Below are 21545 nucleotides of genomic sequence, written 5' to 3'. Positions count from 1 at the left end.
CTGGGATCACCCCGGTCACGGCTGACGCGTTCTGAACGGACGAGGCCGACTTACGGGCCAGGTGAGCCCCTCTGTCGACGGATGCGGCGCGGCGTTTGATCGCCGCGACGACTTTCCCGGGCAGTCCCTCGGATCCCGGCCCGCCGAGCGGCCTGCGTCGGCTGTCCTGTTCACGACCACCGGTCGACGCGGACGGTGCTCAACCGTGGAGGGTGAGGTGAACCTCCCCCTCCACGGCACCGCGTTCATCGATGCGGAACCCCGACCGTCCCGGGCTGGGTGCACACGGCGTGGTCGATCAGGTCCGTGATGCCCCGGATCTGGCGTGCGGCGGTCTCCTCGACGGCGGGCCGGCTGTGTGCGGCGACGGTGACTGCGACGCGACCGCCGGACGTCGTCGCGGGCCACGCCAGATAGCCGAAGCCGCTGCCGCTGTGTCCCCAGTAGCCGCCGCCGCAGGTCAACGGCGTCCACTCCAGCCCCAGTCCGTAGCCCGACCCCGGTACCCCGTCGGGGCTGTCCGGCACGGCGACCGTGCGCCGCATCTCGGCGAGCTGCCCGGGGGCGAGGAGCTTGCCGCTCAGGAGTGCGGAGAAGAAGCGGTTGGTGTCGGCGGCGGTGCCGATCAGCGAGCCGTCGGCGTCACCGTCGAAGGGGAGGTAGGCGAGGGTGGTGTCCGTCAGGGGACCGCCCCCCGATCCGTCTGCGGACTGCTCGAACTGCTGGTAGTTACGGGCGTGGGGGCGGGGCAGGCGCGGGTCGTTCCCCGGAGCGTAGGTGCGCGTGAGCCGCAGCGGGCGCAGGATCCTGTCCCGCACCTCTTGGTCCCAGGTCCGGCCGGTGACCGCCTCGATCACCATTCCGGCCAGGATGTAGTTGGTGTTGGAGTACTCCCAGCGGGCCCCCGGTTCGAACACCGGCGGATGCGTCATGGCGAACGCGACGCGCTGCCGCGAGGTGTAGGTCGTCGAGCGGTGCTTGAGATAACCGGCCTCACTCAGGTCGGGGACGACGTCCGCGATGTAGTCCGGCAGGCCGCTGGTGTGTTGGAGAAGCTGACGGACGGTGACCCGGCGGCCGTCGTTCCCCTTGCCCCGGACCACGCCCGGCAGCCAGTGCTCCACGCTGTCCTCCAGCGACAGCCGGCCCTCGCCGACGAGTTGGAGGACGACAGTCGCGACGTACGTCTTCGTGGTGCTGCCGAGACGGATGTACTCGTCGCGGGGCACGGGTGCGCCGGTGGCGAGGTCGCCCACGCCGCTGCGGGCGGTGCGGGTGCCGTGAGGTGTCTCCAGCCGTACGGATACCCCGGTCACACCGGTGTTGCGCAGGGCGTCCGCATCGCGTTGCAGGGGGTTCGCCGCGGCTTGTGCGTGGGCCGGGGCGAGGGTGGTGAGGAGGGTGAGAGTGAGGGCGACGGCTGAGGTCGTGGCTGTTCGGCGGATGGGCATGGGATCACCGTAGGAGTGGGCATTCCGGACATGCCAGCCGGTGAACCCCCGCGTGTCGGCGGGGGTTTGCCTCAGTTCGCCGTCGTCCCGGGGCCACCGGTTTTTATGTGGTGGAGGAGGGCGGCGAGGGGGGTGGGGGTGGTGCTGAGGTGGGTGGTGGGGGTGTCGGATTCGCGGAGGCTGATGTTGCCGGGCGCTGCGGCGAGTTCGACGCACGCGTTGCCCTCGGCGCCACCGGAGAAGGTGGACTTCTGCCAGTTCAGGGACTGAGCCATGGGGCGCCTCACAGTTCCTTCGACAAGCGGTGGATGAAGTCCCGGGACGCGGTGGGGTCCAGCGTCGCCTCCTCCACTTTACGGAAAAGTGTTCGAAGCGTTCTCAGTTGGGGTTCCGAATCGATGAACGCGGTACCCGTGGCGGCTTCTCGGAGTCCGGTGTCGAGTTGGGGGACCGGGCCTCCCATGTACATCATCGAGGCGCCGGCCCCGCCGAAGCCGTCCTGGTCGATCGGGATGACGCGCACGGAGACGTGCCCCTGGTCGGTCTGATCCAGGATCTGCCGAAGTTGGGCGCGGGAGACGTGCCGGTCGGCCACGCGGATACGCAGGGCGAACTCATGGACGATCGCCTCGTACGGGGTGGGGGCGTCGCCTTCGATGACAGTGCGGCGTCTCATGCGGTGTTCCACCCGGGGTGTCAACTCGCCGTCGGGGAGCTCCGGGCGCATGTACCCGAAGACTGCTCGGGCGTAATCCGGGGTCTGGAGGAGTCCCGGAACGTAAGTGATGACGACCTCGCGCAGGAACGCCGCATGGTGCTCAGCCTCGGCCAAGTCCAGGTTCACCGAAGGCAGTACGTTCCGGTACTCCTCCCACCAGCCCTGCGTGCGATCGGTCGCCATCGCGGCCAAGGCCTCGATCAACCCCTCGTCCGTACAGACGTAGTGAGCGGCGAGGCGACGTACGCGAGCGGCGCTCACGCCCGCGACCCCGGACTCGATCTGGCTCATCTGGACCGAGTCGGCCCCTAGGAGCGTTGCGGCCTCCCGAGCTTTCATGCCCGTCGCCTCGCGCAGTTTGCGCAGCTCAGAACCCAGTCGCACTCTGCGCGCCGTGAGATGCCTCTTTGGCGGCACGGGTGCCTCCTTGTCCCAACTGCCCTGTGCGCGTAACTCGTTCGGGGGTCAGAATACGGCAGCAGGTTGCGCAATCCTAAATTTAGGAAATACCGTCAGTCATGTACCGCGCACTCTGCGGTATGACCGGGCCCCGGAAGCGCACCACTCCGTCACGCCACGACGGCTGAGGCAATGCCACCGCGCGCCCTCGCCAACTCCCCACCATACGAACGGAGTTCACCCATGCCCGAAGCGGCAGCCGAACCCTGGGAGTACGTCCTCCACATCCCCCACGACCCCCGGGCCGTCACCGTCTCCCGCCGCACCCTCCGTCTGATCCTCACGATGCACGGCCTGACCGCCCTGCTGGACCCCGCCGAACTTCTCGCCACCGAGCTGATCGCCAACGCCGTACTCCACACCAAGGGCCCCGCCGCCCTCCGCGTGCGCTGGTCGGGGAACACCCTGTGGATCGGGGCGTGGGACGCCGACCCCGAACCCCCCGAGCCGCCGGGGCGGTCGGCGCAACGACCCGACGCGGAGGCCGGCCGAGGCCTCGCCCTCGTACGCGCCTGCACGGACGTATGGGGCTGGCAGCCGTCATCCCGCTTCGGGCACCCCGGCAAATACGTGTGGTGCGAAGTGATGGCCGCGTAGCTCGTTGCGCACGCCGAACAGAAGTAGCTCGTTGCGCACACCGAACAGAAAAGGAGTCGCCCTCAACCGTGGGGGACGACGGCCACCGGGCAGCGCACGTGATGGAGCGCTGCCTGTACCACGTGGCCCAGGTGGGATCCCAGCCCGTGGCGGTGCGCACTGCGGCCCACCACCAGCAGTGAGGCACCCTCGGCGGCGTGCATGACGGCCTTGGCGTGGCCGGTCAGACGCACACTGTCGGCCACGTCCACCTGCGGATACTTCTCGCGCCAGGGGCGCAGCGCCTTGTCCAGCAGCTTTCGTGCGTCCCCGGTCAGTTCCTCGGTGGCATCGTGGTCCACACCCCAGGGCACGCGTGCGTGGAGCGGCACACTCCGCCCGTGGACGGCCAGGAGCGGAACGCCTCTGGCGGCGGCGGAGTGGAAGGCGAAGTCCAGCAGTTCGTCGGAGGAGTCGTGCAGTTTCAGGGCCACGACCACGCGGCTCGCGGTTGCCTCATGGGGCGAATGGGGCGCTTCCTCCCCGGCCCGCTCCTGGGCATCGGCCCGGACGAGGACGACCGGCCGCTGGGCCCGTGCGACGACGGGCAGGCTGATGTCCCCCAGGAAGTAGCTTTCCACCGACTCCAGCCTCCGTGAGCCGAGCACGGTCATCTCCGACTCCGAAGCAGCCTGGATCAGGGCACTCTGGGCGTCGTCGGGTACCAGGCTCCCGACGACCAGCAGTCCCGGGTGGCGGGTCTGGAGCTCTGCTCGCGCGGTGTGGACGAGACGCTTCGCCCAGTAGTTCTGGTCGACCTCCGGGGGAGTGCCAGTGCCGGTCGGTTCAGGCGCCAGCAGCGGCCACGCATGCAGAAGACGCAGGGTCAGCTTGCGCTTCTCGGCCTCATCGGCGGCCCAGCGGGCGGCGGCATGGCTCTCGGGTGAGCCGTCCAGGCCCACGGTGACAACTGGTTGCATGGCGGCGGCCTCCGTCTCGTACGAAGCAGGCAATGACGGTGCATGTGGATGACGGTGAGCGAGTCCGACAGGTGGAGGTCCGGACGTCGCCGACGTGCCGAGCGAGATGCGTTGTCTCCTTCGAGGAGTACCCCATTCCCCTCCACGGCGCATGTGGACCCGGCGGACCAGCGAAAACGGAGACGGGAGATCCGCGCGGCCCCGCCCGACGAGAGCCGGCGCGGGATGTCACCCTCGCCGTGTTTTCCGGCGATCACGCACGGTAATTGACCTCGAACCCTGTCGGCCGTGGCCAGGCGCGCGCCGAGCCGGCCGGACACGACACCACTCGCACGCCGCTCGCGGACCTCGACCGGGTCGGCGAAGTCGATAGTTGGGATCTGGTGATCTTTGTTTGTTTGTGATGGTGACGAACGTCGGAACTTGTGCTTTGATGTGTTCGGTTCTGTTTGATGGGTGGGATGGGGAGTCCGGCGTGAAGAAGACCTCGACCCGACTGGCCGACGGTCGTGAGCTGATCTATTACGACCTGCGCGACGACACCGTGCGCGACGCGGTGGACAAGCGGCCCCTGGATCGCACCGTCACCACTTCGGAGGTGCGCCGGGACCCGCTGCTCGGCGACTCGGTCGCGATCGCCTCGCACCGGCAGGGCCGCATCTACCACCCCCCGGCGAACGAATGTCCGCTCTGCCCCTCCGAGGGCGACCGGCTCAGCGAGATCCCGGACTCCTCGTACGACGCCGTCGTCTTCGAGAACCGCTTTCCCTCCCTCGCCGGTGACTCCGGCCGCTGCGAGGTCGTCTGCTTCACCTCGGACCACAACGCGTCCTTCGCCGACCTGACCGACGAGCAGGCACGCCTCGTCCTGGACGCGTGGACCGACCGCACCGCGGAGCTGTCGCACCTGCCCTCCGTCGAGCAGGTGTTCTGCTTCGAGAACCGCGGCGCCGAGATCGGCGTGACCCTGGGGCACCCGCACGGGCAGATCTACGCGTACCCCTTCACCACACCCCGCACCGCTCTGATGCTGCGCTCCATCGCGGCACACAAGGACGCCACCGGTGGCGAGAACCTCTTCGACGCCGTCCTGGAGCGCGAGCTCGCCGACGAGCGGATCGTGCTCCGGACCGAGCACTGGGTCGCCTTCGTGCCGTACGCGGCGCACTGGCCGTACGAGATCCACCTGTACCCGACGCGCCGGGTGCCGGACCTCCTCGCCCTCGACGAGGACGCGCGCTCAGAATTCCCCAAGGTCTATCTGGAACTCTTGAGGCGCTTCGACCGGATCTTCGGTGAGGGTGAGCCTCCGACGCCGTACATAGCGGCCTGGCACCAGGCGCCGTTCGGCACGCTGGAGGAGTTCGAGGGTGTCCAGCGTGAGGACTTCGCGCTCCACCTCGAGCTTTTCACCATCCGCCGCACCTCCGGCAAGCTGAAATTCCTCGCGGGTTCCGAATCCGGCATGAACGTGTTCATCAACGACGTGCCGCCGGAGCGCGCGGCCGAGCGACTGCGAGAGGTAGCGAGTTCATGAGCGGTAAGTACCTGGTCACCGGTGGCGCGGGCTATGTCGGCAGCGTGGTCGCCCAGCATCTGCTGGAGGCGGGCCACGAGGTCGTCGTCCTCGACAACCTCTCCACGGGCTTCCGCGAGGGCGTGCCCACGGGCGCGTCCTTCATCGAGGGCGACATCCGGGACGCCGCCAAATGGCTGGACTCCTCCTTCGACGCCGTCCTCCACTTCGCCGCGTTCTCGCAGGTCGGCGAGTCCGTCGTGAAGCCGGAGAAGTACTGGGACAACAACGTCGGCGGCACCATGGCCCTGCTCGGCGCGATGCGCGAGGCGGGCGTCCGCAAGCTGGTGTTCTCCTCCACGGCAGCCACGTACGGCGAGCCGGAGACGACCCCGATCGTCGAGTCCGCGCCGACGAAGCCGACGAACCCGTACGGCGCCTCCAAGCTCGCCGTCGACCACATGATCACCGGAGAGGCCGCCGCCCACGGCCTGGGCGCCGTCTCGCTGCGCTACTTCAACGTGGCCGGCGCGTACGGCTCCTGCGGTGAGCGCCACGACCCCGAGTCGCACCTCATCCCGCTGGTCCTCCAGGTCGCGCAGGGAAAGAGGGACGCGATCTCCGTCTTCGGCGACGACTACCCGACCCCCGACGGCACCTGCATCCGCGACTACATCCACGTCGCCGACCTCGCCGACGCCCACCTGCTGGCGCTCGACGCCGCGCGGCCCGGCGAACACCTCATCTGCAACCTCGGCAACGGCAACGGCTTCTCGGTGCGGGAAGTGATCGAGACCGTCCGCCAGGTCACCGGCCACCCGATCCCCGAGGTCGTCGCCCCGCGCCGAGCCGGCGACCCGGCGACCCTGGTCGCCTCCGCCGCCACGGCCCGCGAACGCCTCGGCTGGAACCCGTCCCGGGCGGACCTCGCGGAGATCGTCGCGGACGCGTGGCAGTTCGCGCAGACGCGGACGCAGTAGCTCGCACAGGCGCACGCCGAGCAGGACGGGGTTCGCGCCCGCGGGCGCCAAGTAGTGTGCCGGCTCGGCCAGTTCATGAGGCCGGGCCAGTTCTTCGGTTGAGTACGGAAAGGTCAGGGTCAGGGGATGAGCGAGGCTGTCGTCGTCGCCGAGCGGTTCGAGGAGCTGTACGGGGCGGAGCCGGAGGGAGTGTGGGCTGCGCCGGGCCGGGTGAACCTCATCGGCGAGCACACCGACTACAACGACGGCTTCGTCATGCCCTTCGCCCTCCCGCACACCACGATCGCGGCGGTGTCCCGGCGCACGGACGGCCGTCTGCGCCTGCACTCCGACGACGTCGAGGGCGGCGTGGTCGAGCTGTCCCTCGACGGGCTGACCCCGGAGGTCGACCGCTCCTGGACGGCGTACCCGTCCGGCGTCGTCTGGGCCCTGCGTGAGGCCGGCCACACGGCCGTCACCGGCGCCGACATCCACCTCACGTCGACGGTCCCGACCGGCGCCGGCCTGTCCTCCTCGGCCGCCCTGGAAGTGGTCGTCGCCCTCGCCCTCAACGACCTCTTCTCCCTAGGCCTCAAGGGCTGGCAGCTGGCCCGCCTGTGCCAGCGCGCCGAGAACGTCTACGTCGGCGCCCCGACCGGGATCATGGACCAGACGGCCTCCGCGTGCTGCGAGACCGGCCATGCCCTGTTCCTCGACACCCGCGACCTCTCCCAGCGCCAGATCCCCTTCGACCTGGCCGCCGAGGGCATGCAGCTCCTCGTCGTCGACACCCAGGTCAAGCACTCCCACAGCGAGGGCGAGTACGGCAAGCGCCGCGCCGGCTGCGAGAAGGGCGCGGCCCTGCTCGGCGTCGACGCGCTGCGGGACGTCGCGTACGACGAGCTGGACGCCGCCCTCGACCGCCTCGGCGACGAGGAGGAGGTCCGCCGCCTGGTCCGCCACGTGGTGACGGAGGACCAGCGGGTGGAGAGGGTGGTCTCCCTCCTGGAATCGGGCGAGACCCGGGCGATCGGCCCGATCCTCACCGACGGACATACGTCGTTGCGCGACGACTTCCGCATCTCCTGCCCCGAACTGGACCTCGTCGTCGACACGGCCCTGTCCTCGGGCGCCCTCGGGGCCCGGATGACCGGCGGCGGTTTCGGTGGCTCCGCGATCGTCCTGGTCGAGGCTACCGACGTGGGCACGGTCACCAAGGCGGTCGAGGAGGCCTTCGCCACGGCCGACTACACGCCCCCGCGCGTCTTCGTGGCGGTACCCTCGGCGGGCGCGCGACGGGTTTCGTGACCTGAGGGTCATGACTTGAGGTGTGAGGTGGGGCGGGGCCGGAGGACGGTCCCGCCCCACAACCATGAACACCGCCAACTCCCCGCACTCCAGGGCCACATCTGAGTACGGGCACTCATGTGTTCACGGAACTCGCCCACGACACTGTCACAGCAGGTAGTTAGAGTTGTCGGTGAGGTATTCGGGCTAGGGGGAGGGCAACGATGTCGAACGGTGGCGGGGCGGATGGATCCTCGGGTGGTTCGTGGGCGTCCGGCCTGCTCGACTCCGCATTCGACGCCGCGCGGGACGCGGCCACCGACCTGGTCACCGAACTGTCGTCGATCACGGCCTTCCAGAAGCGCGTCGACCAGCTGATCAGCGACCTCAAGGACTCCGACGCCGGCCCCGGCAAGGTCGGCCGGGAACAGCTCGTACGCACCCAGTTCGGCGGCGGCAACGGCGAGTGGGCGGAGGCCGCGGGCCTGTTCACCGCATACGAGACGGTGATCACCGAACTGGAGAACCTCTCGAAGCTGTTGTCCGACTCGATGGAGGGCATGGGCATCGCCGTCCTCGCAGCCCACAAGGGTTACCAGAACATCGACCTCGACATCCGTGACCGTATGGCGGCGATCAGCGCGGAGACGACAGAACACTACGGCGGGGCGTACGACCCGGGTCTGCCGAAGCAGGGCGACGGCGCCGGTCGCGCCGCGACACCGCCGGACCAGACCCGGACACCGGCGGACGGCGGCGACTCGGGAGGCACGATCTGATGGCAGGCGGCATCTTCGACGGCATGAGCCACGAGCGCATGCTCCAGTGGCTCGACCAGGCCAACAGCGGCACAGTCCAGTCCGCTGCCGACCGGCTGGCAACAGTGGCCGAGGAGATCCACAAGATCGCCGACGAGCTCAAGATCCGCCCCCAGTGGGTCGAGTGGAAGGGCGAGGGCGCCGACGCCTTCCGCGCCTGGACCGCCGACCTCGCCAACTCCACCTTGCGCCTGGGCGACTTCAGCGAGAGCTCCGCGAAGTGGCTGGCCCAGGCCTCCGACGCCATCGCCCGCGCCCAGGCCGCGATCCCACGCACGGCGGAGGGGGCTCAGGTGAACCTCGACGCGACGACGGTGGCGCACAACGACCCCGACGCGGGCACGGTGAGCGCCAAGTCGGCGGGCGAGCTTGCGGCACTGGCGGCCGGCAAGGAGAAGGTGCGGCAGGAGGCCGCCGCGGAGATGGTGAAGCTGGGCCAGGCTTACGAGTTCTCGGCGGTGCAGCTGAACGCGCTGGAGAGGCCCAAGTTCGCGCCGCCGCCGACGGCGATCGTGCCGGACGACCCGATGCAAGTCTATGACCGGGAGTCACTGACCCGATCAGGCGCTGCAGGTCAGGAAGATGTCTCGGCAGGGACCGGCTCGACTTCGGTGTCCCAAAGGGCCGGTGCGGTGGGTGACCCCGATGGGTCGGAGCCCTCAACCCACGGGAGGACGCTGCCTGAGCGCTCCGCGCCGTCGGTGGACGAGCCTCCGACCCGGATGGGTATCGATTCCGTGGAGACGCTGCCGCAGGACAAGCGGACAGCGACGGGTCCGCCAAGCGGTCCGCCCGGTGCCGGACGGTTGGAGGGGCCTGGAAGTCCTCCGCACTCGAATTGGGTTCCCCCGGTGACGGGCAGACAGGGTCTGCCCGTTGGTGGCCCTCCGGCGCAGGGGCGGGCGGCGGGGACTGGACGTATGCCTCAGTTTCCTGCTGGTCAGGCCGTTCACTCTCCGAATGCCCCGCGTACGCCGGGTGGTGGTACCGGCATCGTCGGCGGTCGTCCAGTCACGCCGCCCTTGGGCGGGCAGGCGGGGACGCCTCATCGTGGAACAGTGGTGGGGGCACCACCGGGCTCGACCGGTCGCCCCCCGATGGGCCCCACCACCGGTACGGCGACTCCCACAGGACGAGCGGCCGGTCAGCAGGGACCGACGCCCGGTCGCCGTCTCCCCTCGCCGAACGGCGGCGTCATCGGAGGCGCTCCGCAACAGACGGGCCGTGCGGTGCGCAGCTCTGGTGGCTCGGGTGGGACAGCAGGAACCGGTACGACCTCCGGTGGTGGTACGACGCGTGGCGGCATCGTAGGCGGTGCACCCAGCGGAATTCGCCCTGGCGAGAACAGAGGAACAGGCACCGCTCGCGTATCCGGGCAGAACTCCTCAACGCGCACGGACAACAGGAACGTTCGGCCACGCCGCCCTGCCAGCAACGAGGAGCCCCGACGGCAGGGCAACAGCCGCACCGCACCACCGGCCGCCGACTGACGCCTATCCCGGAACGGAGAGAACGAACCGCATGCACACCACCAGCCCTCGACACGGACGCCACCGTGCCATGGCCTCGGCGATACTCGGCCTGCTGCTGGTGGGCTCTGCGGGAGCACCGGCCTATGCCGAGTCGATCCGAGAGCAGCAGTGGTTCCTCGACGCCATGAAGGCCGAGCAGATGTGGCAGACCAGCACTGGTGAGGGAATCACGGTCGCCGTGATCGATTCGGGGGTGAATGCGGCCAACCCCGATCTGAAGGGCCGCGTCCTGCCGGGCAAGGACCTCGCCCCCGATCAGCCGGGAGACGAGCGCACCGACTACGGGGACCACGGTACGGGCATGGCTGGGCTGATCGCAGGAACCGGCGCGTGGAACGGTGGGCAAGGTGCTTTCGGGTTGGCCCCCGGTGCCAAGATTCTCCCCATCCGGATGCCTAAGGACGGGACCGCGGCCAACAAAGCCGAAGGGAACAGGCGGTTCAACGAGGTTGTCCCGAAAGCGATCCGTTACGCAGCGGACGAGGGTGCCCAAGTCATCAATATCTCCCTCGCGACCACGGAGGGCTCGCCGCAACTTACGGCAGCGGTGAAGTACGCCTTGGACAAAGGCTCATTGATCTTCGCCGGCGCGGGTAACGACGGAGACAAAGCCAACGAAGTCATGTATCCAGCAGCCACGCCGGGTGTAGTGGCGATGGCCGCCGTCGGTAGAGACCTCCACAGGACCGAAGAGTCCCAGCATGGTCCGCAGGTGGATATGGCAGCGCCAGGTGAGGATATGGTGCACGCCTGTGGTACCGAGACCGGCCTGTGTAAGAGCCACGGCACCAGCGACGCCACCGCCCTCGCCTCCGCCAGCGCCGCCCTCATCTGGTCCAAGCACCCCACCTGGACCAACAACCAGGTCCTCCGCGTCATGCTCAACACCATCGGCGCCCCCACCGACGGCGCCAAGCGCAACGACTCCATCGGCTACGGCATCGTCCGCCCCCGCATCGCCCTGCAGAACCCCGGCGACCCGGGCCCCGCCGACGAATACCCGCTCCCGGACCTCGCAGCGGCGGCCTCCGCGTCGCCGTCTCCCGGGCCGTCGGCAACCGATGCCGCCGGTTCCTCCGCCCAGGAGAAGGGCACCGAGAAGGCAGCCTCCGCGTCCAAGGACAACACCATGGTGTGGATCGTTTTGGGCGGCATCGCCGCAGCACTTCTCGGCGGGACGATCACAGCCTTCGTAGTCGTCCGCAAACACCGTGCCCTGAAAGCTGTGCTAAGCCCGGTAACCACGTACCCCCTGGGCCAACTCCAGCACCCCGCACCGCACTATCCGCCTTCTCCGTACTCACCTCCCAATACCTCGGGCCACAACGCTCCCACCGACCGGGGGACGGGCTCCACCTGAGGCCAGGCATCAGGTCCCTGCCGGCCCGGACGTATGTGAAACCTTCATGTGAGACGCCGTGCAGGCGATTCACGTCAAGGGCTGCATTGGTAAGTTGAAGCGGCGGTAAGAAGCGCCGCGAGCAGTTGTGAGCGCGAGCCTGGTGCATACGGGACTTCGGGGGGAAGCGGGCGCATGGCCTGGGACGAGTGGGAGCAGTCGAAGGCCAACGTGGCCGGGACACCTGGAACGCACATGCGGCTCAACCAGGCCGCCGACCAGGGGAGCGCCAGCGGCGGCGATCTGGTGGTGCACCAGGACGACTTGGGCGCCGTAGGGCATGAGGCGTTCATCCTCTACGACCAGCTTCACAAAGAGGCGGACATCGCGGGCGCCGGTTCCGAAAAGACCGGTGTCGGATCCACCGCTCAGTCGGCCGCCGCGCTGAAGTCCCACAATTTCGAGATGGGCGGCGCTTTGGAGACGACGGTCGAGATCTGGACGTCTCAGGTGAAGTCGGTCCTTCAGGCCTGTGCGCACATCTCCAATCATCTCGACTACAGCAAGAAGTTGCACGCCAACGACGACGAGAAGATCTCCTCCGTCCTCCAGTCCTATGACGGATTGACCGTTCCGGTGTCACAACTCAACGAGTACTTCAAGTAGGAGCGCCCGATGTCCCTCACCTACACGGACCTCCTCGAAGTCGATCTGGGAAAGCTCGGCACGGCTGTCTCCGACTGGAAGAACACAGTCGACGGCCTGAAGACGCTCTCGGAGAAAGCCCGCAAGGGAATGCAGGCCAAGTCGGACGCGGCTCGCTGGGCCGGACTGAACGCCACGGTGACGCGCGGATTCGTCTCCAAGACGACGAAGGAGATCGCTGACCTCCGTACGGAGGCGAACAGCATCTACCACGTCCTTGACGACGCCCACACGGAACTGGACTCACTCCAGAAGAAGATCAAGACGGCGGTCCAGGTGGATGCCTCGAACCTCGGCATCCGCGTCGACGACATCGGCGACGGTCAGGTCCGCTGCTTCTTCGTGCACATCCGGGGCGACACCGACGAGCGTACCCAGGAACAGCTCGACGCCAAGCAGCAGTTGGAGGACCGGATCAACCGGCTTATCGCCCGGGCGTCGGAGATCGACGCGTCGGTTGCCCGCGCTCTGCGCAAGAGCCACGGCAACGACCCACACAACGCAGGCCACAGCTCGTACGATTCTCTGGACGAAGCCCAGGCCGAGCGGGCAGCGGAACTCGCGAAGCTCGGTCCGGAGATGACGGACAAACAGTTCACCGAACTGAACTCCATCATGAAGCACAACGCGAAGGACCCCGACTTCTCAACACCCTTCTACAAGTCCCTCGGAGGTCCGAAGGAAGCTCTGGACTTCTACGGCCGCATGTCGCTGGACGGCACAGCGGGGGAACACAAGACCAGACTCGATCTCACCAAACAGTTCCAGCACAACATGGGCATGGCACTGGCCTCGGCAACGGACCCCGACAACAAGCCGCACCTGCCGTCGAGTTGGGCAACAGAGTTCCGCCGCCTGGGGACTCAGCCGATCCAACTCCAGCCGGGCGCACCTCAGCCTCCCTACGGCTACCAGATCCTGAGCGGGCTCCTTCGATCCGGCAACTACGACCACAGATTCATCAACCCCATCGCAGAGCACATCGTGCAGTTGCACCACAAGGACCCCTACCGGTTCGTCTCGAACAAGCCGCACACGGGAGACCTCGACCTGGGTTTCAACCCGTCAGGCCGGTCGGGAGCCGGCTACGACCCACTGACCGGTGTCCTGGAAGCCCTGGGCCACAGCCCCCAAGCTTCGACCAAGTTCTTCAACGACGAGGTACCCACGGTCTACAACGACGACGGGACGGTCAACAAGAAAGCGACCCTCGACTACAACTACTTCGATGAGCTGACGGACAAAGACTTCGAGTGGCCGGCCGACACCCTTTCCCACCCCGGCAGCGACGAGGCCGAGAAGGCCCGCAGTCTCGGCCCGGACGCCCTCGGCCACGCCCTCGAGTCGGCGACAACAGGCCATCCATATGGCGCGAACCCTCCGGAACTGCACCGCGACGAGGACACCGCCGAGGTCATGAAAAAGGTCATCGAGCGCTACAACGTCACCTCCGAAGACGCTCCCGCCGAAGCTATGAAGGACAGCCTGGCCCGGATGGGGGCGGCATACATCGACGACCTCAACTACTCCATCAAGGACTTCGGCGGCTCGGGGGATGAACTTGGCCGTGACCAGATCTTCGCCCACAGTAGCGACGGCTCGGCACGAACGCCCTTCGAAGAACAGAAGGCGCGGAACTTTATGATGCTAATGGCCGGCGACGAGGACGGATACAAGACACTGACCTCGGCCCAGCAGCTCTATATGGCGAGTGGCCTCGCGGCTTTTGAGAACGATAAGGATCACGGCATTGCGTTTGCTCAGAATGCCGCGAAAGTGCACGGAATTCTCGATGAATCACGATCGCATGGAATCCGTGAGGAATTCAAGGGTGCGGAAGAGGCTCAGCAGATGCGGCACGAGCAGAACGGAGAGTGGCGCAAGTCGCTTGTCAGTGGAGGAGTTACGGTGGGAGTGACGGCGGGAGCCGCGATGCTGCTTGGCCCGGCGGCGGGTGTCGTGGCCGCCACCGCCGTTCCGCTGGTCATGGAGTCCGCCGGGTCCGCGGTAAGTACTGCATACGGAAACCATACACTGGAGTATTTGAAGGACCACGAATACACGAACGACCCAGCGGCACTTGCTGCCGTGCAGGACGTTGAGAAGATCGGCGAGCGGGCTGTCACCCAGCCCATTTTGAACTACGCGCAGACCGTCGGTATGAGCAACAAGGAGGTCATCGATCTCATCAATGAGGTCGAACAGTCCTACCTGGCTGGCAAAACGGTCATCTCGAACAATGAAAAGGTATCTTCGTGAGGTCTGCGATCCGGATTGCCTGGTGCGGGGCGATAGCAGCGCTGGCAGTGTCGACTGGTTGTTCGGGCGAGCGGTCTCTGGGTGAGAAGTACCCAACGCAATGGAAGACCTGCAACGCACTGTTCGGTGCCAAGAACATGGAGTCTCTGCGGGACATCCTTGATTCCGATGACCTCAAGTTCTCCAATGACGCTCTTTCCGTCGACCGGCTCAAGAGGGGCCTGACGCAAGAAGCGACCGAGCCCTACGATGAAATTAAGGGTTTTGAGGGTTACGACGCCTGTGGACTCTCGGGGAACGGCCGCTTTTCTGCGATGGTGGGGTGGGCCGCAGACTCCCTGAAGGACGTGCAGACCTACACGGAGCGCTGGCATCGAGCCGCCGCGGACGTCTACGTAGCCGACACCTCCGGCGTGGGCGGGGATGTCGACCTCGTTTTCCGCTGTGAGATCAAGGGCGCGGTCGGGCAACAGGCGCAGGTGCTTCTCGAAGCCAGGGTCAACCCGCCGGATTCCCCAGGAGTCTCGGAGGGGTTCCACCAGCAGTTGGCCGTCAAGCTGGCTCGCACGCTGGCGGACGAGCTCGCATGCGCCAACGAGCCGCATATTCCCGATGACTTGCAGCTCGGCGAGTGAGGCGGCCCCGTTCGCTTGGCTCGCCGTCCAGGGAACGTTGCAGGGGTGCCCGGTCACCCCGATCTGTGATCGACTACACCACACATCGGCACTCAATCGTGTCCCAGACCGTCCAGAAACGCTACGAACGTGTCCGCCGATACGGTGAGGATCTCTCCATGGGGGACTTTGGAGTCCCGCACGAGGACCCCGGTTTGGAGCGGACTTACGCCTCCGCAGGTGTCGCACGGCGGTACGTGCGCGACACGGCTCGGTGGTGGGGGCCGGCCCCGGACGCCGTGGACGATCTGGAAACCATCATCGGTGAGCTGGCGCGGCCAATGCTCTGGAGCACAGCGTCAGCCGCGTCGTCGTGGTCTCCGTGGCGCTCACCGCCGCAGCGGCCACCGTGAGCGTGACCGACGCGGGTACGGGCCGGGCCGTGGTGCCGCCCCGGCCGCCGAAATCCGAACAGGAGCACGGACGCGGTCGGTTGATCACCAGGGCTCTCGCCACAGGCTGGGGACAGCGGCGGACGGGTGACGGCCTGACGGTCTGGGCCGAACTCGCCACCCCGTCACCAGGGCCTGCCCGATGACTGGCGTTCCGCTTAATGTCACGCAGAAGGGCGAGCTTGGAGTCATGAATAGCCCACAAGGTTAATCTTGTGGAATGATCGGCATGTGACTGAGATTGCGATCAGCGTAGCCCGCTCCCAACTCGGCGACCTCGTCCGTCGCGCCGCCCACGGCCGCGAGACCATCGCCCTCACCGACCACGGTCACGTGGCCGCGCTTCTTGTCTCGCCGCAGGTGATAGAGGATCTTGAAGACGCCCTGGCCCTCGCCGACTATCAGCGGCGCAAGGCGGAGGGCACCCTCGAAGAGGGCGTCCCGCATGAGGAGGTCGGGCGAATGCTGGGGCTGCGTCCGTGACCTATCGCATCATCTGGGAGCCGGGTGCCACGAGCGCAGCCGTGCGGTTCCTCGCGGACGACCCCACGGGACTCGCCGCTGTGTACGAGGCCGTGGATACCCTCGCGAAAGCGCCGCGCCCCGCGAACTCCACTGCCTACGGCCCCGACGCCCGGCGCCTCCGGGTCGGCCGCTACCGCGTTCTCTATCTGATTGACGACGACTTGATTCGTATCCTCGTCGCGAACCTGGGGCGCACCCCGTAGAAGCAGCGTCGGCCCGGGCTTCGTCATCCCCTGCTCACCCCAGCCTCTTCGTCAGCGTGTACTCCGTGATCCCCGGTGGATAGTCGGGGATCACGCACACCACCTCGTAGCCGAGTCGTTTGTAGAACTCCGGGGCCTGGAAGTCCCAGGTCTCCAGGCGGACGGAGTGGCAGCCGCGGTCGCGGGAGGCTGTGAGTTCGGCCGTCGACAGCAGGTGCGAGCCGAGGCCCGCGCCCCGGTGGCGTTCGTCGACCCAGAGGTAGGTGACGTGCAGCCAGGTGGCCCAGGTGTGGCCGGCCAGGCCGCCGACGAGCTCCCCTGCCTCGTCCAGGGCCCACACCTGGAGCGGGGCTTCGCGTTCACCGGGGGTGCCACGCAGGTCGCGGAGGATCGGCGAGGCGGCGGTGTTGCTGGCGCGCAGTCGGGAAAGTAGTAATTGGCTTCGTTCCCTGTCGACTTCTGTCTCGATACGAAACATGTGGCACACCATAAACGTGCTGGACAACCAGTTCTGCAAATTACCTTCCGCTCCTGCCCCCCGGCCGTACCCTGATGAACAGCATCGGTGGGGGCCGGTGCTGATCAGGGGGCGAGACAGTCGGGTACGACGCCCGGAGTGGGGGTAGCGGTTCAGCACGGCGGCGGCCGTGCGGCTGCGACGCCCCGTCCCAGGTGTAAACCGGGGAGCGCTCCGGGCGCCGTACTCGCGCCGGCCGTCCCCCGACCAGTGGGGGTTTCAGTGGTTCGCATCCGAGTCCTGGTCGTCGACGACCACCGTATCTTCGCCGAGTCGCTCGCCGCGGCCCTGGCCGCCGAGCCGGACGTCGACGTGTCCGCGGCGGGCAGTGGCCCTGCCGCGCTGCGCTGTCTGGACCGCGCGGCGGCGGAAGGGCGCAAGTTCGACGTGCTTCTGGTCGACGCCGACCTGGGGGGCCATGTCCACGCCCCCGGCGCGCGTCCGGCGGTCGTGCCCACAGCCGTCCCGGACGGCAGCGAGGACGGGCTCGTGGACGGCATATCGCTCGTCGCGGGCGTGCGTTCGGGCCAGCCGAGCGTACGGATCGTCGTCCTCGCCGAGAAGGACGATCCGCGCCGGGCCGCGCTGGCCCTCCAGGCGGGCGCGTGCGGGTGGGTCGCCAAGGACTGCTCGCTGTCCCGGCTGCTCACCGTCATCCGGGGAGTGCTGCGCGACGAGACACATCTGCCGCCCGCGCTTCTCACGGGCGTCCTGCGGGAGTTGACCGCCGCCCGCAAGCACCGCACGGAGAGTGAGCGGCTCGTCGAGTCCCTCACCCCGCGTGAGCGGGAAGTGCTTCGGTGCATGGTGGCGGGGCTGGGGCGCAAGGCCGTGGCCGAGCGCCTGTTCCTCTCGCCGCACACCGTCCGCACCCACATGCAGAACGTCCTCGGAAAGCTGGGCGTCCACTCCACCCTCGCCGCCGTCGCGCTCGCGCGCCGGGCCGGGGTCGGGCCCGTGGACCTGGGGCCGGCCGGGCGGATCATGCCGGAGGAGAGCAGCAGCGCCTGACCGTCGCCGGTGAGCGGACCCCGCGTCTCCGGCGACGTCCGCCCGGCAGGCCCTCAGCCGGGGATGTTGTCGAACGGGGCGGTCAACTGGCGTAGCAGGCCCGCCAGGTCGCCCCGCTGGGCGCGGGACAACTCGGCCAGGATCGCCCGTTCCTGGTCCAGGAGTCCGGCGAGCGCCTGGTCCGCGCGGTCCCGGCCCTCGTCCGTCAGCCGGACGAGTACGCCCCGGCGGTCACTGGGGTCGGGCAGCCGTTCGACCAGGCCCTTCTTCGTCAGCCGGTCGATCCGGTTCGTCATCGTGCCCGACGTCACCAGCGTCTGCGTGAGCAGCTGACCGGGCGAGAGCTGATACGGGTTTCCCGCACGCCTCAGCGCCGTCAGCACGTCGAACTCCCACGGCTCCAGCTGGTGCTCGGCGAACGCCAGCCGGCGTGCGCGATCCAGGTGCCGGGCAAGTCTGCTCACCCGGCTGAGTACTTCCAGCGGCTCCACGTCGAGGTCGGGGCGCTCCCGGCGCCACGCTGCGACCAGCCGATCGACCTCGTCCTCCATGGCGATCAGTGTAGTGGTTGTGTCGATGTGAAGTCTCTTGAAGTCGAGAGGATTAGTATCAAGTCTCTTGACATCGAGATATTCGACTACGAGAGTGGAGGCGTCCGGAGCCGGGCGGCGACACCCCGCGCCGGGGTCCGGAGGAACGCGCGGATTCACGAGGAGGTAGTCCCCCATGCCCGCCACCAGCCCCACCTGGGACCCCCAGCAGTACCTGCGGCACGCCGGCCACCGCGCCCGCGCCTTCGTCGACCTGCTCGCCCACGTCCCCGAACCACCCGCGGCGCGACCCCGCATCGCCGACCTCGGCTGTGGCCCAGGCAACGTCACCCGCCTCCTCGCCGACCGCTGGCCCACCGCGCACATCACCGGGTACGACAACTCGCCCGAGATGCTGGACAGGGCCCACGTCGACCACGAGGGGCCCACCCCGGGCGGCGGCCGTATCGGCTTCGCCGCGGCGGACGTACGGACCTGGGCGCCCCCGGAGCCGTACGACCTGATCGTCAGCAACGCCACCTTCCAGTGGGTGCCCGGCCACCTCGACCGCTTCCCCGTCTGGGTCGACGCCCTCGCCCCGGGCGGCACCTTCGCCTTCCAGGTCCCCGGCAACTTCGACTCGCCCAGCCACCGCCTCATGCGCGAACTCGCCCACTCCGCCCGCTGGAAGGACCGGCTCGGCGAGACGCTCCGGCACGACGACGCGGTCCGTGCCCCCGCGGGCTACCTCGCGGCCCTCGCCGACCTCGGCTGCGAGGTCGACGCGTGGGAGACGACGTACGTCCATCTCCTCCAGGGCGAGGACGCGGTGCTCGACTGGGTGACGGGGACGGGGCTGCGCCCGGTCCTCACCGAACTGGGCGCGGACGCCGAGCCGTTCGTGGCCGAGTACCGGGACGCGCTGCGCGAGGCCTATCCGCCCACCGCGCACGGCACACCGTTCCCGTTCCGCCGCATCTTCGTCGTAGCCCACAAGCCGGAGGCGAGCCGGTGATCGCCGCCGTCGACCACGTCCTGCTCGCCGCCCCGCCCGGTGCGGAGGACCGGTTGCGGGCGTACTACGTCGGGGTCCTCGGGATGACGGAGATCCCGAAGCCGCCCGCGCTCGCGGTGCGGGGAGGGTGCTGGTTCGGGGCGGGGGAGGTGATTCTGCACCTCGGGGCGGAGTGGGGTTTCCGGGCGTCGAAGAAGGCTCACCCCGGGTTGCGGGTTCGGGGCATCGACGCGTACGCCGCCCGTCTGGCCGGGCGTGGGGCGGTGGTGGCCTGGGACGACGACCTGCCGGGGTATCGGCGGTTCTACTCCGAGGACCCGGTGGGCAACCGACTGGAGTTCCTGGAGCCGGTCTGAGGCGCGGGGAGGGAGTCCTGGGCGGAGGGAGTCCGAGGCGCGGGGAGGGGCGCGCGGGTCTGTCGCGAGGGTGCGGGGAGAGGGGGGCGCGGGTCTGTCGCGAGGGTGCGGGGTCGATGTCGATGTTGTGCAAAATATTGACGGCAGATAGATGCGCGCCTACCTTCGCGGTGTTCCTCCCTCGTTCCTCCCTCGTTCCCCCCTTAGCTCCAGGGAGACCCGCATGTCCCCGTCCCCCCTCCCCAACCCTGCCGAACAGGCCGAAGAGGCCTTGCGTGCAAGGCAGTTGCGTCGCGTCGCGCTCTCCGGGCTGCTCGGTACGGCCGTCGAGTTCTACGACTTCCTCGTCTACGGAACGGTCGCCGCGCTCGTCTTCGGCGAGCTGTTCTTCCCGGGCGCCGACCCGGCCGTCGGCACGATCGCCGCTTTCGGCACCTTCGCCGCCGGATACGTCGCCCGTCCCCTCGGCGGCATCATCTTCGGGCACTTCGGCGACCGGCTCGGCCGTAAGTCCATGCTGCTGCTGACCATGGGTCTGATGGGCGGTGCCAGCTTCCTCATCGGGCTGCTGCCCACCTACGACACCATCGGTGTCTGGGCGCCCGTCCTCCTCATCACCCTGCGGGTGCTGCAGGGCATCGCCATCGGCGGTGAATGGGGCGGCGCCACGCTGATGGTCGTCGAGCACGCCGGTGAGAAGCGGCGCGGACTGTGGTCCAGCTTCACGCAGATGGGGGCACCGCTCGGCTCCCTGCTGTCGTCGGTCGTCGTGACGTTCGTGGTGGCCATGCCACGCGACCAGTTCGCCGCGTGGGGCTGGCGCGTGCCGTTCCTGCTCAGCGTCGTGCTGCTCGGTGTCGGGCTCTTCGTCCGGCTGAAGGTGGTCGAGAGCCCGCTCTTCGCCAAGGTCAAGAAGGACCGGGGCGAGGCCCGGCTGCCGATCGTGGACGTGCTGCGCCGGCCGCGTGCGCTGGTGCTGGCCGCGTGTGTCGGTATCGGCGCGTTCACCGCGCAGTCCCTGCTGACCAGCTATCTCATCGCGTACGCCACCGGCATCGGCTATCCCCGGCCGCAGGTGCTGACCGCGCTCACGGTCTCCGCCGGTGTCGCCCTGGTCGTCCTGCCGTGCGCGTCGGCGCTCTCCGACCGTGTCGGCCGACGTCCCGTCGTCCTGGCCGGGGCCATCGCCTCCGTGGCCCTCGCCTTCCCCGTGCTCGCGCTGGTGGACTCCAAGTCGCCGGGGCTGCTGATCCTCGCGGTCGTACTCGGCCACGGTTTCGCCCAGTCCGTGATGTACGGGCCGCTGGGGGCGCTGCTCACCGAGATGTTCGGGACCAAGGTGCGCTACACCGGGGCGTCCCTCGGGTACCAGCTCGCCACCCTGATCGGTGCCGGGTTCTCGCCGATGATCGCGGGGAGTCTGGTGGCGGCCAACGGGGGTTCCAGTACGCCGATCTCGCTGCTGATCTGCGGGGGTGCGGCGATCACCGCCGTGACCGTGTGGTTCGTACGGGAGACGCACCGGGAGTCCCTGGGCGAGGTGTCCCTCCGGGAGGGCGCGGCGAAGGAGGGGGTGGCCTCGTAGGCCGGCCGGTTCGGTGAGTCGCGTTCGGGGTGGGGTGGGGGCGGTGGGGTGTTGCTCGGCTGCGGCCGGGTGGGGCTTCTCGCGCAGTTCCCCGCGCCCCTTTCGGGGCGCGGTCGGCGGCCCGATTCAGCACCCCGG

23 protein-coding genes are annotated in these 21545 nt (G+C 68.4%); 16 read left to right on the top strand and 7 right to left on the bottom strand.

What is annotated here, in order from left to right; translation table 11 throughout:
- Window positions 1-245: 245 nt before the first annotated feature.
- The 3 genes from OG858_RS18730 to OG858_RS18720 form a co-directional block, all read right to left on the bottom strand.
- Window positions 246-1451 (bottom strand): serine hydrolase domain-containing protein, encoded by a 1206-nt coding sequence (locus OG858_RS18730; RefSeq protein WP_328544700.1) that lies wholly within the window; start codon window positions 1449-1451, stop codon window positions 246-248.
- Between the two features lie 71 nt (window positions 1452-1522).
- The gene (locus OG858_RS18725; RefSeq protein ID WP_328544701.1) at window positions 1523-1726 is read right to left on the bottom strand and encodes a DUF397 domain-containing protein; all 204 of its coding nucleotides are present in this window, start codon (window positions 1724-1726) and stop codon (window positions 1523-1525) included.
- A gap of 8 nt (window positions 1727-1734) precedes the next feature.
- Entirely contained in the window at window positions 1735-2586 is an 852-nt protein-coding gene (locus OG858_RS18720; protein ID WP_328544702.1) for a helix-turn-helix domain-containing protein, read from the bottom strand.
- 225 nt (window positions 2587-2811) lie between these two features.
- On the opposite strand from OG858_RS18720, the gene OG858_RS18715 reads away from it, so the two are divergent.
- Window positions 2812-3225: an ATP-binding protein gene (locus OG858_RS18715; RefSeq protein WP_319316654.1), complete on the top strand. Its 414-nt coding sequence runs from the start codon at window positions 2812-2814 to the stop codon at window positions 3223-3225.
- Window positions 3226-3287: 62 nt separating this feature from the next.
- Here OG858_RS18715 and OG858_RS18710 read toward each other — a convergent pair whose 3' ends face one another.
- Window positions 3288-4184, bottom strand: coding sequence for a universal stress protein (locus tag OG858_RS18710; RefSeq protein WP_086751609.1), 897 nt, complete (start codon window positions 4182-4184; stop codon window positions 3288-3290).
- Between the two features lie 475 nt (window positions 4185-4659).
- Between OG858_RS18710 and galT the strand changes: the two genes are divergently transcribed.
- The 9 genes from galT to OG858_RS18665 all read left to right on the top strand — a co-directional run bounded on the left by galT (window position 4660) and on the right by OG858_RS18665 (window position 15234).
- A complete protein-coding gene (galT, locus tag OG858_RS18705) occupies window positions 4660-5721 on the top strand; it encodes a galactose-1-phosphate uridylyltransferase (protein WP_086751611.1) in 1062 nt (353 codons plus the stop codon).
- Entirely contained in the window at window positions 5718-6680 is a 963-nt protein-coding gene (gene galE, locus OG858_RS18700) for a UDP-glucose 4-epimerase GalE (protein WP_328544703.1), read from the top strand. The genes galT and galE overlap by 4 nt, the downstream gene beginning before the upstream one ends.
- A 126-nt stretch (window positions 6681-6806) precedes the next feature.
- Entirely contained in the window at window positions 6807-7967 is a 1161-nt protein-coding gene (gene galK / locus OG858_RS18695; protein WP_319316660.1) for a galactokinase, read from the top strand.
- A 203-nt stretch (window positions 7968-8170) separates the two neighbouring features.
- Window positions 8171-8725: a hypothetical protein gene (locus OG858_RS18690; RefSeq protein WP_086751616.1), complete on the top strand. Its 555-nt coding sequence runs from the start codon at window positions 8171-8173 to the stop codon at window positions 8723-8725.
- Entirely contained in the window at window positions 8725-10254 is a 1530-nt protein-coding gene (locus OG858_RS18685; RefSeq protein ID WP_328544704.1) for a WXG100 family type VII secretion target, read from the top strand. Before OG858_RS18690 ends, OG858_RS18685 begins: the two co-directional genes overlap by 1 nt.
- A gap of 31 nt (window positions 10255-10285) precedes the next feature.
- Complete coding sequence (gene mycP, locus OG858_RS18680) at window positions 10286-11656, top strand: type VII secretion-associated serine protease mycosin (protein WP_328544705.1); 1371 nt, start codon at window positions 10286-10288, stop codon at window positions 11654-11656.
- 174 nt (window positions 11657-11830) lie between these two features.
- Window positions 11831-12301 carry a hypothetical protein gene (locus OG858_RS18675; RefSeq protein WP_086753445.1) on the top strand — a complete coding sequence of 157 codons (471 nt, stop codon included), beginning with the start codon at window positions 11831-11833 and terminating at the stop codon, window positions 12299-12301.
- Between the two features lie 9 nt (window positions 12302-12310).
- The gene (locus tag OG858_RS18670; protein ID WP_328544706.1) at window positions 12311-14599 is read left to right on the top strand and encodes a hypothetical protein; all 2289 of its coding nucleotides are present in this window, start codon (window positions 12311-12313) and stop codon (window positions 14597-14599) included.
- Window positions 14596-15234, top strand: a complete 639-nt coding sequence (locus tag OG858_RS18665) for a hypothetical protein (RefSeq protein ID WP_143677239.1) — start codon at window positions 14596-14598, stop codon at window positions 15232-15234. Before OG858_RS18670 ends, OG858_RS18665 begins: the two co-directional genes overlap by 4 nt.
- A gap of 92 nt (window positions 15235-15326) precedes the next feature.
- Here OG858_RS18665 and OG858_RS48170 read toward each other — a convergent pair whose 3' ends face one another.
- Window positions 15327-15521: a DUF397 domain-containing protein gene (locus OG858_RS48170; protein WP_086749099.1), complete on the bottom strand. Its 195-nt coding sequence runs from the start codon at window positions 15519-15521 to the stop codon at window positions 15327-15329.
- Window positions 15522-15896: 375 nt separating this feature from the next.
- On the opposite strand from OG858_RS48170, the gene OG858_RS18660 reads away from it, so the two are divergent.
- Both OG858_RS18660 and OG858_RS18655 read left to right on the top strand, forming a co-directional pair.
- Complete coding sequence (locus OG858_RS18660; RefSeq protein WP_086749100.1) at window positions 15897-16148, top strand: type II toxin-antitoxin system Phd/YefM family antitoxin; 252 nt, start codon at window positions 15897-15899, stop codon at window positions 16146-16148.
- Complete coding sequence (locus OG858_RS18655; protein WP_086749101.1) at window positions 16145-16393, top strand: type II toxin-antitoxin system RelE family toxin; 249 nt, start codon at window positions 16145-16147, stop codon at window positions 16391-16393. Before OG858_RS18660 ends, OG858_RS18655 begins: the two co-directional genes overlap by 4 nt.
- Before the next feature lie 34 nt (window positions 16394-16427).
- On the opposite strand, the gene OG858_RS18650 is transcribed toward OG858_RS18655, so the two are convergent.
- Entirely contained in the window at window positions 16428-16871 is a 444-nt protein-coding gene (locus tag OG858_RS18650) for a GNAT family N-acetyltransferase (protein ID WP_256960526.1), read from the bottom strand.
- A 261-nt stretch (window positions 16872-17132) separates the two neighbouring features.
- Between OG858_RS18650 and OG858_RS18645 the strand changes: the two genes are divergently transcribed.
- Window positions 17133-17921: a response regulator transcription factor gene (locus tag OG858_RS18645; protein WP_319262386.1), complete on the top strand. Its 789-nt coding sequence runs from the start codon at window positions 17133-17135 to the stop codon at window positions 17919-17921.
- Between the two features lie 53 nt (window positions 17922-17974).
- Here OG858_RS18645 and OG858_RS18640 read toward each other — a convergent pair whose 3' ends face one another.
- Window positions 17975-18472: a MarR family winged helix-turn-helix transcriptional regulator gene (locus tag OG858_RS18640; RefSeq protein ID WP_037705601.1), complete on the bottom strand. Its 498-nt coding sequence runs from the start codon at window positions 18470-18472 to the stop codon at window positions 17975-17977.
- A gap of 175 nt (window positions 18473-18647) precedes the next feature.
- Here OG858_RS18640 and OG858_RS18635 point away from each other — a divergent pair, with 175 nt between their 5' ends.
- The 3 genes from OG858_RS18635 (at window position 18648) to OG858_RS18625 (ending at window position 21407) form a co-directional block, all read left to right on the top strand.
- Window positions 18648-19466, top strand: coding sequence for a trans-aconitate 2-methyltransferase (locus OG858_RS18635; protein ID WP_319262388.1), 819 nt, complete (start codon window positions 18648-18650; stop codon window positions 19464-19466).
- Window positions 19463-19822, top strand: coding sequence for a VOC family protein (locus OG858_RS18630; RefSeq protein ID WP_319067862.1), 360 nt, complete (start codon window positions 19463-19465; stop codon window positions 19820-19822). Before OG858_RS18635 ends, OG858_RS18630 begins: the two co-directional genes overlap by 4 nt.
- Window positions 19823-20045: 223 nt before the next feature.
- Window positions 20046-21407, top strand: a complete 1362-nt coding sequence (locus OG858_RS18625; protein WP_086754487.1) for an MFS transporter — start codon at window positions 20046-20048, stop codon at window positions 21405-21407.
- Window positions 21408-21545 lie beyond the last annotated feature (138 nt).

The organism is Streptomyces europaeiscabiei (assembly GCF_036346855.1).
GTDB lineage: Bacteria > Actinomycetota > Actinomycetes > Streptomycetales > Streptomycetaceae > Streptomyces > Streptomyces europaeiscabiei.
This window is presented reverse-complemented; position numbering and strand designations above follow the sequence as displayed.

What these genes read in the sequence shown, in the direction of transcription:
- OG858_RS18725 (WP_328544701.1), bottom strand. Translation starts at nt 1,726, where the DNA reads ATGGCTCAGTCCCTGAACTGGCAGAAGTCCACCTTCTCCGGTGGCGCC.
- OG858_RS18635 (WP_319262388.1), top strand. Translation starts at nt 18,648, where the DNA reads ATGCCCGCCACCAGCCCCACCTGGGACCCCCAGCAGTACCTGCGGCAC.
- OG858_RS18715 (WP_319316654.1), top strand. Translation starts at nt 2,812, where the DNA reads ATGCCCGAAGCGGCAGCCGAACCCTGGGAGTACGTCCTCCACATCCCC.
- OG858_RS18685 (WP_328544704.1), top strand. Translation starts at nt 8,725, where the DNA reads ATGGCAGGCGGCATCTTCGACGGCATGAGCCACGAGCGCATGCTCCAG.
- mycP (WP_328544705.1), top strand. Translation starts at nt 10,286, where the DNA reads ATGCACACCACCAGCCCTCGACACGGACGCCACCGTGCCATGGCCTCG.
- OG858_RS18625 (WP_086754487.1), top strand. Translation starts at nt 20,046, where the DNA reads ATGTCCCCGTCCCCCCTCCCCAACCCTGCCGAACAGGCCGAAGAGGCC.
- OG858_RS18650 (WP_256960526.1), bottom strand. Translation starts at nt 16,871, where the DNA reads ATGTTTCGTATCGAGACAGAAGTCGACAGGGAACGAAGCCAATTACTA.
- galK (WP_319316660.1), top strand. Translation starts at nt 6,807, where the DNA reads ATGAGCGAGGCTGTCGTCGTCGCCGAGCGGTTCGAGGAGCTGTACGGG.
- OG858_RS18730 (WP_328544700.1), bottom strand. Translation starts at nt 1,451, where the DNA reads ATGCCCATCCGCCGAACAGCCACGACCTCAGCCGTCGCCCTCACTCTC.
- OG858_RS18690 (WP_086751616.1), top strand. Translation starts at nt 8,171, where the DNA reads ATGTCGAACGGTGGCGGGGCGGATGGATCCTCGGGTGGTTCGTGGGCG.
- galE (WP_328544703.1), top strand. Translation starts at nt 5,718, where the DNA reads ATGAGCGGTAAGTACCTGGTCACCGGTGGCGCGGGCTATGTCGGCAGC.
- OG858_RS18675 (WP_086753445.1), top strand. Translation starts at nt 11,831, where the DNA reads ATGGCCTGGGACGAGTGGGAGCAGTCGAAGGCCAACGTGGCCGGGACA.
- OG858_RS18670 (WP_328544706.1), top strand. Translation starts at nt 12,311, where the DNA reads ATGTCCCTCACCTACACGGACCTCCTCGAAGTCGATCTGGGAAAGCTC.
- OG858_RS18710 (WP_086751609.1), bottom strand. Translation starts at nt 4,184, where the DNA reads ATGCAACCAGTTGTCACCGTGGGCCTGGACGGCTCACCCGAGAGCCAT.
- OG858_RS18640 (WP_037705601.1), bottom strand. Translation starts at nt 18,472, where the DNA reads ATGGAGGACGAGGTCGATCGGCTGGTCGCAGCGTGGCGCCGGGAGCGC.